This window comes from Sphingobium sp. VMM, from assembly GCF_056790315.1.
Genome location: NZ_JBXGSI010000004.1, coordinates 227,647 through 241,181 on the forward strand (window position 1 = coordinate 227,647; position 13,535 = coordinate 241,181).

General features: G+C 66.2%; 13 protein-coding genes. 6 read left to right on the top strand and 7 right to left on the bottom strand.

The window, feature by feature from the left end:
• The first annotated feature begins 46 nt into the window (after nt 1-46).
• The 3 genes from ACUCV3_RS07535 to ACUCV3_RS07545 all read left to right on the top strand — a co-directional run bounded on the left by ACUCV3_RS07535 (nt 47) and on the right by ACUCV3_RS07545 (nt 2,516).
• Nucleotides 47-832: a polyphosphate kinase 2 family protein gene (locus tag ACUCV3_RS07535; RefSeq protein ID WP_010337308.1), complete on the top strand. Its 786-nt coding sequence runs from the start codon at nt 47-49 to the stop codon at nt 830-832.
• Between the two features lie 81 nt (nt 833-913).
• Nucleotides 914-2,242, top strand: coding sequence for a methyl-accepting chemotaxis protein (locus ACUCV3_RS07540; RefSeq protein WP_010337309.1), 1,329 nt, complete (start codon nt 914-916; stop codon nt 2,240-2,242).
• 88 nt (nt 2,243-2,330) lie between these two features.
• The gene (locus ACUCV3_RS07545) at nt 2,331-2,516 is read left to right on the top strand and encodes a hypothetical protein (RefSeq protein WP_004208680.1); all 186 of its coding nucleotides are present in this window, start codon (nt 2,331-2,333) and stop codon (nt 2,514-2,516) included.
• 177 nt (nt 2,517-2,693) lie between these two features.
• Here the strand turns inward: ACUCV3_RS07545 and recA are convergent, their stop codons facing one another.
• The 6 genes from recA to dapA all read right to left on the bottom strand — a co-directional run bounded on the left by recA (nt 2,694) and on the right by dapA (nt 8,788).
• Nucleotides 2,694-3,764 carry a recombinase RecA gene (gene recA / locus ACUCV3_RS07550; protein ID WP_004208679.1) on the bottom strand — a complete coding sequence of 357 codons (1,071 nt, stop codon included), beginning with the start codon at nt 3,762-3,764 and terminating at the stop codon, nt 2,694-2,696.
• Nucleotides 3,765-3,876: 112 nt separating this feature from the next.
• Nucleotides 3,877-4,233 (bottom strand): response regulator, encoded by a 357-nt coding sequence (locus ACUCV3_RS07555; RefSeq protein ID WP_004208678.1) that lies wholly within the window; start codon nt 4,231-4,233, stop codon nt 3,877-3,879.
• Nucleotides 4,234-4,317: 84 nt separating this feature from the next.
• A complete protein-coding gene (locus tag ACUCV3_RS07560) occupies nt 4,318-6,702 on the bottom strand; it encodes a hybrid sensor histidine kinase/response regulator (RefSeq protein ID WP_048938081.1) in 2,385 nt (794 codons plus the stop codon).
• Between the two features lie 83 nt (nt 6,703-6,785).
• On the bottom strand, nt 6,786-7,379 hold the full coding sequence (locus ACUCV3_RS07565) for a DUF2062 domain-containing protein (protein ID WP_010337313.1): 594 nt from the start codon (nt 7,377-7,379) through the stop codon (nt 6,786-6,788).
• A gap of 3 nt (nt 7,380-7,382) precedes the next feature.
• Entirely contained in the window at nt 7,383-7,865 is a 483-nt protein-coding gene (gene smpB / locus ACUCV3_RS07570; RefSeq protein ID WP_010337314.1) for an SsrA-binding protein SmpB, read from the bottom strand.
• 44 nt (nt 7,866-7,909) lie between these two features.
• Nucleotides 7,910-8,788, bottom strand: coding sequence for a 4-hydroxy-tetrahydrodipicolinate synthase (gene dapA / locus ACUCV3_RS07575; RefSeq protein WP_010337316.1), 879 nt, complete (start codon nt 8,786-8,788; stop codon nt 7,910-7,912).
• Between the two features lie 99 nt (nt 8,789-8,887).
• Here dapA and ACUCV3_RS07580 point away from each other — a divergent pair, with 99 nt between their 5' ends.
• The gene (locus ACUCV3_RS07580) at nt 8,888-10,960 is read left to right on the top strand and encodes a lytic transglycosylase domain-containing protein (protein WP_010337317.1); all 2,073 of its coding nucleotides are present in this window, start codon (nt 8,888-8,890) and stop codon (nt 10,958-10,960) included.
• Between the two features lie 45 nt (nt 10,961-11,005).
• Nucleotides 11,006-11,491, top strand: a complete 486-nt coding sequence (gene greB, locus ACUCV3_RS07585) for a transcription elongation factor GreB (protein ID WP_010337318.1) — start codon at nt 11,006-11,008, stop codon at nt 11,489-11,491.
• Nucleotides 11,492-11,591: 100 nt separating this feature from the next.
• On the opposite strand, the gene ACUCV3_RS07590 is transcribed toward greB, so the two are convergent.
• Entirely contained in the window at nt 11,592-12,464 is an 873-nt protein-coding gene (locus ACUCV3_RS07590) for a LysR family transcriptional regulator (RefSeq protein WP_010337319.1), read from the bottom strand.
• 107 nt (nt 12,465-12,571) lie between these two features.
• Here ACUCV3_RS07590 and bla point away from each other — a divergent pair, with 107 nt between their 5' ends.
• Complete coding sequence (gene bla, locus ACUCV3_RS07595) at nt 12,572-13,498, top strand: subclass B3 metallo-beta-lactamase (RefSeq protein WP_010337320.1); 927 nt, start codon at nt 12,572-12,574, stop codon at nt 13,496-13,498.
• Nucleotides 13,499-13,535: the final 37 nt, after the last annotated feature.

Consider the following 13,535-nt stretch of genomic DNA (forward strand, 5'->3'; position numbering starts at 1 on the left):
GGCGCGGTTCGATCTAATCAGCCGTCCCCTTGCAGGAGAGCGGCGCATGACGATCAATCTGTCGGACTATGAAACCGGGGCGAAGTATAAAGGCGATTATGATGCGGCGCTGCTGGCGCTGCAGCGTCGCCTGTCGAAGATTCAGGTCGCCCATATCCTGCATCGCCGCCGGACCGTCATCATGCTGGAAGGCTGGGATGGCGCGGGCAAGGGCGGCATCATCAAGCGGATGACCGCGGACTGGGACCCGCGTTACTATCAGGTCCACCCGATTGCCGCGCCGACGCGCGAGGAACTGGACCATCATTTCCTCTGGCGCTTCTGGACCCGGCTGCCCGCCAGCCAGAATATCGGCCTGTTCGACCGCAGCTGGTATGGCCGGGTGCTGGTCGAGCGGGTGGAGAAATATGCCACCAAGGCGGAATGGAAGCGCGGCTACAAGGATATCAATGCGTTCGAGGCGCAGCAGGTCGATACCGGCACCAACATCATCAAGCTGTTCGTCCACATCACCCAGGAGACGCAGGATGAGCAACTGGCGCAGCGGCTGGATACGCCGTGGAAACGGTGGAAGACCGGCGCCGACGATTATCGCAACCGGGCCAGGCGGGCCGAATATTGGGATGCGATGCACGACATGTTCGAGAAGACCGACACCAAGCAGGCGCCCTGGAAGGTGATCGACAATAATAACCGCAAGGCCGGACGAATCGCGGCGCTGACCTATGTCGCGGAGCGGCTGGAGAAACTGGTGCCGATGGATTTCCCGGCGGCCGATCCCGAGGTGGTCAAGCTGGCACGCGAGGCATTTGGCTATAAGCCGGCCAAATAATTCCGTAAAAACAACGATCTGTAACAAAAGCGTCATCAAATACTAAGCGGTCATTTACCCTTTTCTTCTAGGCCGGGCGCCATGTACGCGCCCCAGATGCTCGATCGGCCCGACCCGGAGCCGCATGTTGCCGCCGGCACCGCCTTGCCCTTTGCGCAGGGCTGCACTGCGGTCCGGCTGGGCCAGCCGCTCAGCCAGGCCGTCGACCGCTTCCAGGACGATGCGGCGCTGCGGCTGCTGCCGGTAGTGGACGCCGCCGATCGGCCGGTGGGGGCCATTTATGAGCGCGACATGCGGCGCATCCTGTTCAACCCCTTCGGCCATGCGCTGCTGCGCAATCCCAGTTTCGGCGGGCGGCTGGACGAACATGTGCGGCCGTGCGCGACGGTCGAACAGAGCGCCAGCGTCGAACGGCTGATCGACCTTTATGCGGCGCAGGGGAGTGATTGCGAGGGGCTGATCGTGACGCAGGGCGGCCATTATGCCGGCGTGGTCGGCGGCCTGCTGCTGCTGCGGCTGGCGGCGGAGCGGGATACGCGCGATGCGCTGGCCCGCACCCGGCGGCTGGAACATGTGACGCGCGAGAGCGGCGCATTTCGCGCGGATGTCGAGGCGCTGATCGCGGATCTGGTCGGCATGGCCGACATGCTGTCGGCGCGCGCTGAACAGGCGGTGGAGCGGGCGTCGGGCAATGGCGAGGCGGCGGCCGGCATGGCGGTCGCGGCGGAGCAGACTGCCGACAGCCTGCACGGCATCGCCAGCGGCGGGCAGGAACTGGGCGGGCTGTTCCAGGCGATGGAAAGCCAGGTGCGCGCGGCGGGCGAGGCGATCCGCGCGGCGGTGGCGCAGACGCAGGTCGGGGCCGAGCAGACGGCGGCGCTGCGCGTCGAGGCGGACGGGATCGGCGCGGTCATCACCCTGATCGACGATATTGCGCGGGCGACCAGCATGCTGGCGCTCAATGCCAGCATCGAGGCGGCACGGGCCGGCGAGGCGGGGCAGGGCTTTGCCGTGGTGGCGCGCGAGGTGAAGACGCTGGCGAGCCAGACGCGCGAGGCGGCGGCCGAGATCGGCCAGCGCATCGGCCATGTCCGGCTGGCGGTGGAGACGGTGGCGCAGGGCCATCTGCACATGGACGCGGCGATGGCGACCGCGAATGAGGTGTCGGCATCGGTCTTTTCGGCGGTGGCGCGCCATGGCGCCTTCAGCCGGTCGATCGCCGCCAGCCTGTCGGAAGCCGGATCGTCGAGCGACCATATCCGCCAGAGTGCGCGCCAGATCAGCGACAATGCAAGCGCGGCGGCGGCGGGCGCCCATGATATCGGCGTTGCGGCGGGGCAACTGGCGACGGTCGCGCACCGGCTGGATGATCGGGCGAGCCGGTTCCTACAGGCGATCCAGGCAGGCTGAACCGCACAAAGCCTCTGGTAACGGCGCAAAAAGCAGCTAGTCTTGCACCCAATGGGTCCGGCACGGGCCGAAAATGGGAGAGAAGATCATGCTTGTCATGTTCGTCGGCGTCGATCGCACCGAAACCGCGGTCAACCCTACCCAGGTGACCTTCGTCTCATCCGTGACCGACGGCACCCGCATCCGCTTTGGCGAAGGCCGCAGCGTCACCGTGACCGAACCGATCGCCGAGGTGCTGGATTCGCTCAACCGCGCCCTGCGGCCGCACGAATAGCGGTCTTTTCCCTCTTCCCCTCCGTTGCGCCTGCATGGCGACAGCCCTGTCGCGCGCCCGGCAGGTAAAAGGCCCGCCGCGCCATCGCGCGACGGGCCTTTTCAGAGCGTGAAGCCAGAGGTGGACGAAAGGCAGGATCAAGCGCCCGGTTGATCCGGTCGGGCGCGGTCGTCCTGCTTAGTCGTCATCCCCCGCTTCGGGTCCGGCCATCATCCCTTCGGCGACTTCCTCGGTCTTGCCGCGGATCGCCTTTTCCAGGCGGTCTGCCATTTCGGGATTTTCCTTGAGGAAGGTCTTGGCGTTTTCGCGACCTTGGCCGATGCGGACCGAGTCATAGGAGAACCAGGAGCCCGACTTCTCGACCAGCCCGGCCTTGACGCCGATGTCGAGCATCTCGCCGATCTTGGAAATGCCCTCGCCATACATGATGTCGAACTCGACCTGCTTGAAGGGCGGGGCGACCTTGTTCTTCACCACCTTCACGCGGGTCGCGTTGCCGACGATATCGTCGCGATCCTTGATCTGGCCGGTGCGACGGATGTCGAGACGGACCGAGGCGTAGAATTTGAGCGCGTTGCCGCCGGTGGTGGTTTCCGGATTGCCGTACATCACGCCGATCTTCATGCGCACCTGGTTGATGAAGATCACCATGCACTTGGAGCGGGCGATCGACCCGGTCAGCTTGCGCAGCGCCTGGCTCATGAGACGCGCCTGCAGGCCGACATGGCTGTCGCCCATCTCGCCCTCGATCTCGGCACGCGGCACCAGCGCGGCGACCGAGTCGACGACGAGGATGTCGATGGCGTTGGAGCGGACCAGCGTGTCGACGATTTCCAGCGCCTGTTCGCCGGTGTCGGGCTGCGACACGATCAGTTCGTCAATGTCGACGCCCAGCTTCTTGGCATAGATGGGGTCGAGCGCATGTTCCGCGTCGACGAAGGCAGCGGTGCCGCCGGCCTTCTGGGCTTCGGCGATCGCATGCAGCGTCAGTGTGGTCTTGCCCGAGCTTTCCGGGCCATAAATCTCGATGATGCGGCCCTTGGGCAGGCCGCCGATGCCGAGCGCGATGTCGAGGCCGAGCGAGCCGGTCGAGATCGATTCAATCTCGATCTTCTCGCGGCTGCCGAGCTTCATCGCGCTGCCCTTGCCGAAGGCGCGATCAATCTGGGCGAGCGCCGCCTCCAATGCTTTCTGTCTGTCCATTGTGCCTGTCTTCTTGGAATCGATGAGTGAGAGCATAGCGGTCATCGGCCTATCCCCTGTCAAGCGGATCGCGTCGAGTCACTCGGCGCCTGCCAATGATGTATCCTGTTTGTTCCTGTGGAACAAGAGGGGAACGGAAATTTCCTATCCTGCCTATTCAGTCGGCGAGAATCTTCTCCAGCGCGCGTTCCACGGCACCGATGGTGAAGGGCTTGGCGAGCGTCGGGCGATCGGCATGGCCCTGCGGCAGATCATCCGCCATGCCGCCGGTGGCGAACAGGAAGGGGATCGACTGCTGCGCCAATATGTCGGCGACCGGCCAGCTTTTTTCACCCTGGAGATTGCAGTCGAGCAGGGCGGCGTCGAACCCGCCCTCGCGCGCCAGGGCGCACGCCTCGTCCACCGACGCGGCGGTCGCGTGGAGGCGATAACCGAGCGCGTCGAGATAATCTTCCAGCATCATGCCGATCATCGCTTCATCCTCGACGATGAGGATGGACTTGCCGTCAGCCATGCGCCCTTGTCCCTTGTGCTTGCTTCCCATCGCTAGCCAAAGGGGCAGGCGATGCCCAGCATAATCGTTTGCCGGCGGCCAAGTTCATTCCGCCGCCGGTCGCATCGCCAGCGCGTCGCGCGCCGCTTCGGCCAACTGATTGACGGAAAAGGGCTTGGGCAGGAAGGCGACATTGGCGATGTCGATCGACTTGCGCAGTTGCTCCTCGGCATAGCCGGACATGAACAGCACGGGGAGGTCGGGGAAACTGCGTCGCGCCTGCGCCACCATGGCCGGGCCATCCATATTGGGCATCACCACGTCGGAGATCAGCAGGTCGATCTTCTCGCCGCCGCCCAGCACTTCCAACCCCTGTTCGCCGTCGCTGGCGGTCAGCACCTTGTAGCCCTGGCGGGTGAGGGCGCGTTCGGCCACGGCGCGGACCATATCCTCATCCTCGACCAGCAGAACCGTGCCGGTGCCCCAGGTTTCGCTGCGCTTGATCGGCGTCTTGGGCTTGGCCTGCTCGATGTCGCCGCCGGCATAGACCGGCAGATAGATGACGAAGCTGGCGCCCCGGCCCAGCTCGGATTCGGCGAAGATATAGCCGCCCGACTGCTTGACGATGCCATAGACGGTGGAAAGGCCAAGGCCCGTGCCCTTGCCCAGTTCCTTGGTGGTGAAGAAGGGCTCGAAGATCTTGGACAAGATGTCGGGCGGGATGCCCAGCCCCGTGTCGGACACGCGCAACGCGGTATAGTCGCTGATCGGCAGAATTTGCTGCCGCATCTCGCGCACGCGGTTCGCCGGCACGCCATAGGTCTGGATATTGAGCGTGCCGCCTTCGGGCATGGCATCGCGGGCATTGACCGCCAGGTTGATGATGACCTGTTCCAGCTGGCCGGGGTCGGCACGCACTGCGCCGAGGTTGCGGCCATGGCTGACGTCGAGCTTCACATTCTCGCCGAGCAGCCGCTTCAGCAGGTTGGAGACGTCGGCGACGATGTCGGGCAGCTGCAATATCTGGGGGCGCAGCGTCTGCTGGCGCGAGAAGGCGAGGAGCTGGCGGGTGAGGCCCGCCGCGCGATTGCTGTTCGACTTGATCTGGGTGATGTCGTCATAGTCGCTGTCGCCCGGCGTATGGCGCATCAGCATCAGGTCGCAATGGCCGATGATGGCGGTCAGGATATTGTTGAAGTCATGGGCGACGCCGCCGGCCAGCTGGCCGATCGCCTGCATCTTGGTCGCCTGCGCGACCTGACGCTTGAGCTTCGATTCCTCGCTATTATCCTTGAGGCTGAGCAGCACGGCGGCCTCGCCCAGGCCGCGCACGCCGGCAAGGCTGAGCGCGATCGGTTCCTCGGGCTGTTCGCGCATGCGCACGGCGATGTCGCCCGACATTTGCGGGCCGACGGCAAAGCGGCGTACTGCATCGGCCACCGCCGCCTGATCCTCGCGCACGACAAGGTCGCCGGGATAGCTGGGCGTTTCGGCATCCTTGATGCCGGCGGCGCGGGCGAACGCCTTGTTGACGAACAGCACCCGGCCGTCGCGGTCGGCCATGGCGAGGCCGAAGGGCAGCAGCGAGAGCAGGGTTTCGATATAGGAAAGGGCGGAGGTGCCGCCGCCGCCGGCCGGCTCGTCGATCAGCAGCAGCAGCATCGGGCCGTCCTGCGCGCCATTCTGGACGCCGCCCGGCTGCGACGCACGGCGCAGCGGCACCTGGAGCAGGCGCAGCGGCAGGCCGCCGCTTTCCTCGCGCGCCAGGAACAGCCGGCCCTTGTCATCGACCCGCATATGGGCGGCGAAATCGCGGCCGGTGATGTTGGCGTCGATCCGTCCGGCGGCGCGCAGCAGGAAGGCACCGTTGGCGGCGCGGATGCGGCCCTCGCCGCCGATCATCACCGCCATGATGCCGGCTTCGCCCAGTTGCCGTCCGGCTTCGCCCGTCAGCACGCGATGGACATCGTCGAGCGCGCTGGGCTGGCGCATCGGGGTGAAGCGCCAGAGCAGATAATCTTCGGAGCGACCGGTGCGGGTGATGTCGACGTCGAGGCGCAGGGTCGCATGGGCGATCGCCTCCACCTTGGCCTCGCCATCGCGCCAAGCGGCGCGGGCGGCGGCGGTCAAGCTCTCGATCAGCGAGGCATCGGCATTGACGGCCGGGGGCGAGGGGTAGCCGGGGAACCATTCGCCGAACAGGTCGCTCGCGCAGACCAGCCGGCCGGCGCGGTCGGTGACGGCGATCGCCATGCTGGAGGCGTCGGCGGCGGCGCGCGCCACGGTCCAGTCGGGCACGGCATCACTGGCGGACAGCGGCGGGGGGTAGAGGCGGCGATACCAGGCGAGCAGCGCGGCGATGGTGATGACCGTGGCGGCAAAGCCGGCGGCCAGCGCCCAGTCGCCAATGGCATAGAGGACGATCGCGGCGGAGGCGGCCGCGGCGAGCGCGAGCAGGGGCACGAAGCTGCGCGACGGGGCCTGCCCCATCCACGCCTCATCATCCCTATTTACCCGCGCGACCATCGGCGCCGTCCCCTTAAGCCCTTACAATGGAACCATGACGCCACGGATCAGATCCGGGCGATCTCTTCCAATGCGCTGCTTTCGGTGCGCTTGCCAATCCTCAATTTGCGCGCCTGCCACTTGCGCCCCATGCGTCGGCGCCAGAACCAGTCGGCGCCGACATAGCCGAGCACCGCGCTGGCGAGCGAGATGAGGAACAGGCCGAGCAGCATGGCCGGGGCGGCTTCGGAAAAGAGCCAGGCGCACCATTGGCCGATCGAGGCATGGCCATCGACCAGCGCCATGAAGCCCGAGGTGTCGGCGCTGCGGCCGAGCATCCAGTTGCCGAGCCACACCGACGCCATCAGGATCAGCGGCGTGGTGGCCGGGTTGGACAGGAAGGTCATTGCCGCCGCCACCGGAATATTGGCGCGGAAGGGCAGGGCGAAGATCGCGGCGCCGGCGATCTGGACGCCGGGGATCAGCAGGAAGATGCCGACGAACAGGCCGAGCGCGACGCCGCGCGGCACCGACCGACGGGTGAAGCGCCACAGCGAAGGTTCCAGCACGCGATGGGCGACGGGGGCAAGGACGCGGCTCTTCTCCAGCGATTCACGGGTCGGCGCGTTGGCGTGCCACCAGCGGGAGAAGCGATTGTCCATGGATCAGCTATGCGCCTTCATGATGCGCTGCTGATCGCGCTTCCAGTCGCGTTCCTTGATCGTGTCGCGCTTGTCGTGATTCTGCTTGCCTTTGGCCAGCGCCAGTTCGACCTTGGCCCGGCCCTGGCTGTTGAAATAGACCATCAGCGGCACCAGCGTCATGCCCTTGCGCGACACCGCGCTGTGCATCTTCTCGATCTCGCGCTCGTGCAGCAGCAGCTTGCGCACCCGCTTGGGCTCGTGATTTTCGCGGTTGCCATGGCTATATTCGGGGATGTTGCTGTTCACCAGGAAGACCTGGTTGCCCTTCACCTCGGCATAGCTTTCGGCGATATTGCCCTCGCCGCCGCGCAAGGCCTTCACCTCGGTGCCCTGCAGCGCGATGCCGGCCTCGAACACGTCCTCGATGAAATAATCGAAACGGGCGCGCCGGTTCTCGGCGACGATCTTCTTCTTGTCGAAGGTTGCGGGGCGGGGGCGGGCCATAGTCTGCTGCTTAACTCAATTCATCATATAGGGACGCCGGCGCGTCAAACCAGACCGGCGATCTCTAGCGCGCGATCGACCGCGGCGCGGCTCGATTCCGACGGCCAGGTAATCGGCAGCCGAAGCTCGCCGGGCATGTCGGGCCGCACGCGGGTAAGCGCATATTTGACAGGGCCGGGTGAAGAATCGCTGAACAGGGCATCATGCAGGGGATAGAGACGATCCTGCAGCGCCAGGGCACCATCCCAATCCTGCGCGGCGCAGGCCGCCTGGAAATCGGCGACCAGGCGCGGGGCGACATTGGCGGTGACCGAAATACAGCCCCGGCCGCCCATCGCGTTGAAGCCGAGTGCGGTTTCGTCATTCCCCGAAAGCTGGCAGAAGTCCGGGCCGCAGGCGAGGCGCTGCGCGGTGACCCGCCCCAGATTCCCGGTGGCGTCCTTCACCCCGACGATCGACTGATATTCCTGGCTCAGCCGGTGCATCACCGGCACGCCGATGTCGGTGATGGTGCGGGTGGGGACGTTGTAGAGGACGATCGGCAGGTCGCAGCGCTGCGCAAGATAGGCGAAATGCTGGTAGACGCCTTCCTGATTCGGCTTGTTGTAATAGGGCGCGACGACCAGCGCCGCGTCGGCGCCGGCGGCCTGCGCCGCATACATATGCTCCAGCGCGATGCGGGTGTCGTTCGATCCGCAGCCGGCGATCACCGGCACGCGGCCGGCCGCCTGGTCGACGCAGATGGCGATGACGCGATTATGCTCTTCGACCGTCATGGTCGCGCTTTCGCCGGTGGTGCCGCAGGGGACCAGCGCGCTCGACCCTTCCTCGATCTGCCAGTCGACCAGGGCGCGGAAGGCGGCCTCGTCCACCGCTCCGTCGCGGAAAGTGGTCACCAGGGCTGGAATCGACCCGGAAAACATCATTAAACTCCTTCAATTCTCCGGGCGACCGGGGCATGATCGGGCAAGCGGCGCGCTATAGCGCGTCATTCAGGGCCTGATAAGGATGCAATAGCGATTATGTCCAGCATGCCGAAGCCCGGAACTGTCGAAAGTTACCTGATCCGCATGCCTGTCATTGCTTTATTGCTCGCAACCGCCGGTGCCGGCGCCCAGACCGAAACCCCCACCGTCTATGCCCAGGCGATGGTGCAGCCTTTGCCGGGCCAGCCGGGCTCGACTCAGCCCAGCGCCTGGAACCAGGCGGCGAGCCGCGTCGGCATGCCGTCCGATCCCTCGATCGCCGGCACGATCAGCCAGTGGCGCGCCTTGCAGCAGAGCGATGGCCTCGGCTTTTCCACCTATGCCAGCTTCATCATGGCCAATCCCGGCTGGCCGGGCGAGGACCGGATGCGGCGGCTGGCCGAGACCGGGATCAATCCCGACAGCTTTGATCCGCGCCAGGTGATCGCCTTCTTCGCCCGCTTCCCGGCGCGCACCGCGACCGGCCATGCCCGCAATGCCGTGGCGCTGATGCAGGCCGGGCGGATGGATGAGGCGCGGGTGGCCGCGCGCACCGCCTGGATCACCGGCACGCTGAGCCCGACCGACGAGGCGAGGCTTTTGTCGCTGTTCGGATCGGGCTTTACCGTGGCCGACCATGACCAGCGCGCCGATGTGCTGTTGTGGAGCAATGATACGATCGGCGCGATGCGAATGCTGGCCTATGTCAGCCCGGCGCGGCGGGCGATCTATGATGCGCGTATCGCCTTTCGCCAGAAGTCGCCGGACGCCGCGATCAAGATGCAGACGGCCGAGCCGGCCGGCGGCGCGAGCGATGCGGGCTTCATTGCCGACAAGGCGACCTGGCTGCTCAACAGCGGCAACTGGATCGCCGGGCGCCAATATCTGGCCAATCGCCAGCCGCTGACCTTCCGCCCCGGCAATGCCGAAAAATGGTATGAGACGCTGCTGACCCAGGCGCGGTCGTCGGCGAACGACAGCCAGTGGAGCTTTGCCTATGGCATCGCAAGCCAGCTGGACGACGCCTATGCGCCGGGCACGGATGTGTCGACCCGGCCGATCGGCGAGCGCGACGATTATACCAGCCTTGCCTGGCTGGCGGGCACGACCGCCTTCTACAATCTCAACCGGCCGACCGATGCGGTGGCGATGTTCCGCCGCTATGCGACCGGCGGCAAGTCGCCCCAGGTCCAGGCCAAGGGCTATTATTGGGCCGGGCGCGCGGCGCTGCAGGCGGGCGATGCCGCCAGCGCCAACAGCTATTTCAACCAGTCGGCACAATTCCCCGATCAATATTATGGCCAGCTGGCGCTGGAACGGCTGGGCCGGCCGGTGCCGCCGCCGCCCGAACGGGCGGTGGCGATCTCGGCCGCCGAGCGCAGCGAGTTCAACAACCGTTCGGTGGTGCGCGCCGCCAGGGCGCTGGGCCAGATGGGCTATTGGGAAGACCAGAGCAAGTTCGTGCGCGCCATTGCCAATGGTGCGGACAGCGATGGCGATCATTTCTTGGCCGCAGAGCTGGCGCAGAATCTGGGCCGCCCCGACATGGGCGTGATGGTCGGACGTCGCGCCGTGTCCAACGGCCTGACCGGCTATGGCGCCAGCGCTTTCCCGCGCGTGCCGGTGCCGCCGACGGCGCAATATAACTGGACCATGGTCCATGCGATCGCGCGGCAGGAAAGCCAGTTCGACAAGCAGATCGTCAGCCATGCCGGCGCGCGCGGCCTGATGCAGCTGATGCCGGGCACGGCGCGCGAGCAGGCGGGCAAGCTGGGCCTGAGCTATGATGCCGGTTCGCTCAATGATCCCAGCTACAACATCATGCTGGGGTCGGGCTATTTCCAGCGCATGCTGGACTATTATGGCGGCAGCTATCCGCTGGCGGTCGCTGCCTATAATGCCGGGCCGGGCAATGTGAATCGCTGGGTCAAGGCCAATGGCGACCCGCGCCTGCCGGGCGCCGACATGCTGCGCTGGATCGAGCAGATTCCGATCTTCGAGACGCGCAACTATGTGCAGCGGGTGCTGGAAAATGCCGTCGTCTATGAAGCGATGAATCCGGAGCGGGCCAAGTTCAAGGGCAGCAATGCGGTGCTGAGCCGCTATCTGGGCAAGCAGACGCCGGGCTGATCTTTCCGGTTTGCGCGTCGGCCAAGGCTGTGGATAAGGGGCGGCATGAGCGGTCCCTATCCCAATTATATCAGCCCCGAGGGCTTTGCGAAGCTGCGCGCCGAATATGACCATCTGCTGGGTGTCGAGCGGCCGCGCATCGTCGAGGTGGTGAGCTGGGCCGCGGGCAATGGCGACCGCAGCGAAAATGGCGACTATCTTTATGGCCGCAAGCGGATGCGCGAGATCGACGGGCAATTGAAGCGCCTGTCGAAGAAGATGAAGGACGCCAAGGTCGTCGACCCGCGCCAGCAGCCCGATAAGGGGCGGGTCTATTTCGGCGCGACCGTCACCATCGCCGACGAGGATGACAATCATCGCACCGTGACGATCGTCGGCAATGACGAGACCGATGTGGATGCCGGCCGGATCGGCTGGGGATCACCGATCGCCCGTGCGCTGCGCGGGGCGGCCATCGGCGACCTGCGCCGGGTGCATCTGCCCGCCGGGGAAAAGGAATATGAGGTGATGGCGATCAGCTATCCGCAATAGGATTTCGATCGCTTAACTTCCCATATTTCCCGCACATTTCGATATAGAATTTCCAACCCCTATAATATCCTTGCGCGGGCCACCCCCATTATAGGGGCGATCAGCCCTGTAGGACAGCATCCGCCAGCCAGGCGCGGAAGGCGGCCATGGCGGGGCTGTCGGGGCGGGACAGCAGGCGGGTGAGCCAATAGCCGCCGACATCGACGCTCTCAGGAAAAGGCTGGACCAGCCGCCCGGCCTGCAGATCGGCGGCGAACATCGCGACCGGGGCGAGGGCGACGCCAAGGCCGGCGCGCGCCGCCTCCACCATCAGCAGCGAGGTGTCGAACATCGGCCCGCGCAGCGGCGGGCAGGGCGCACCGGCGGCGGCGAACCAGCGCGGCCATTCGTCGGCACGATAGGAGCGCAGTAGCGGCTCGCGCGCGAGCGCGGTGGAATCGATCAAGCGAGCGGCGAGGGCGGGCGTGCAGAGCGGGGCGAGCGGCGCGCGCAGGATCGGCTGGGCATGGGTGCCGTGCCAGGCACCCTCGCCAAAGCGGATCGCCAGGTCCAGCCCTTCGCCGGCCAGGTCGACCCGGTTATTGTTGGTCATCAGCCGCAGATCGACATGGGGGCAGGCGCGGGCGAAATCGGCAAGGCGCGGCAGCAGCCAGCCGCCGGCAAAGGTGCCAACCACGCCCAGCGTCAGCACTTCATGCAGCCGCCCGCCCTCGATCCGCTCCAGCGTGCCGCCGACCCGGTCGAACGCATCGGCCAGCACCGGGAGCAGCGCCAGCCCCTCATCGGTCAGAGCGAGGCCGCGCGGCAGGCGGCGGAACAGCGGCGCGCCGATCCGCGCCTCAAGCTGCGCGACCTGCTGGCTGACCGCGCCCTGGCTGACGCAGAGTTCGAGGCCGGCGCGGGTGAAGCTGAGATGCCGGGCGGCCGCCTCGAAGGCGCGCAGGGCATTGAGCGGCAATTGGGCGCGATCCATGGTCCAGGCATAAGATCAGCTAATGACTGTGTCGAGAATTGATGCTTTGTCGCTAGCCGGTATCTCCCGCAATCTCTGCCCATCACCAAGCATATAGGGGTAGGACGATGCGCAACTGGATGGGCGTAGGTATCAGCATGGCTGCGATGTTTCTGGGTGGCCCGGCCTGGACGAAGGCGGCGGATGATCCGTTGCTGCGGCCGATCGCGCTTGCCTCGTCCAAGCGCTGGCTGGCGCCGCAGGCGCCGATCCGGCTGCATGGCCAGACCTATCTGGTCGGGTTCGGCGGCCTCAATGTCGCGCTCATCAGGACGAGTGCCGGGCTGATCCTGATCGACGGCGCGGTGCCGCAGGCGGTGCGCGACGTGGAGGCGAACATCAGGGCGCTGGGCTTTTCGATCCGCGACGTGAAGCTGATCCTGAGCACCGAACCGCATTTCGACCATGCCGGCGGGCTGGCCGCGCTGGCCCGCGACAGCGGCGCGACGGTGGTGGCGAGCGCGCCGGCAGCGGCCGTGCTGCGCACCGGCGGCATCGATCCTGCCGATCCGCAGGCGGCCTGGCTGGAGCGTTTCCCCGCCGTCCGCCGGCTGCGCACGGTCAAGGATGGCGAGGAGATCCGGCTGGGCGACACGGTCATCACCGCCGTCGCGACGCCGGGCCATACGATGGGCAGCATGAGCTGGCGCTGGAAAAGCTGCGAGGGGCGGCAATGCGCGACCATGGTCTTCGGCTCCAGCCTCAATCCGATCGCGGCCGATGGCTATGCATTTTCCGATCCGGCGCACCGGCCGGTGGTCGACGCCTTCCGCGCGACCTTTGCCAAGGTGGGGGCAATGGATTGCGACCTGTTGATCACCGCCCATCCCGATCCGGCCGACCCGGCCAAGCTGGCGCGCCTGCGGGCGAAGCGCGTGCCCAATGCCTTCATCGATCCGACCGCCTGCCACCGCTATGCCGACCGCGCCGCCGGGATGCTGGACAAGAAGCTGGCGGCGGAAGGGGAAACGCGCAGTTACAGCCGGGGCCAATAGCCCCTTTCCCTGCCGGCCTTAATTTGCGACACTATTG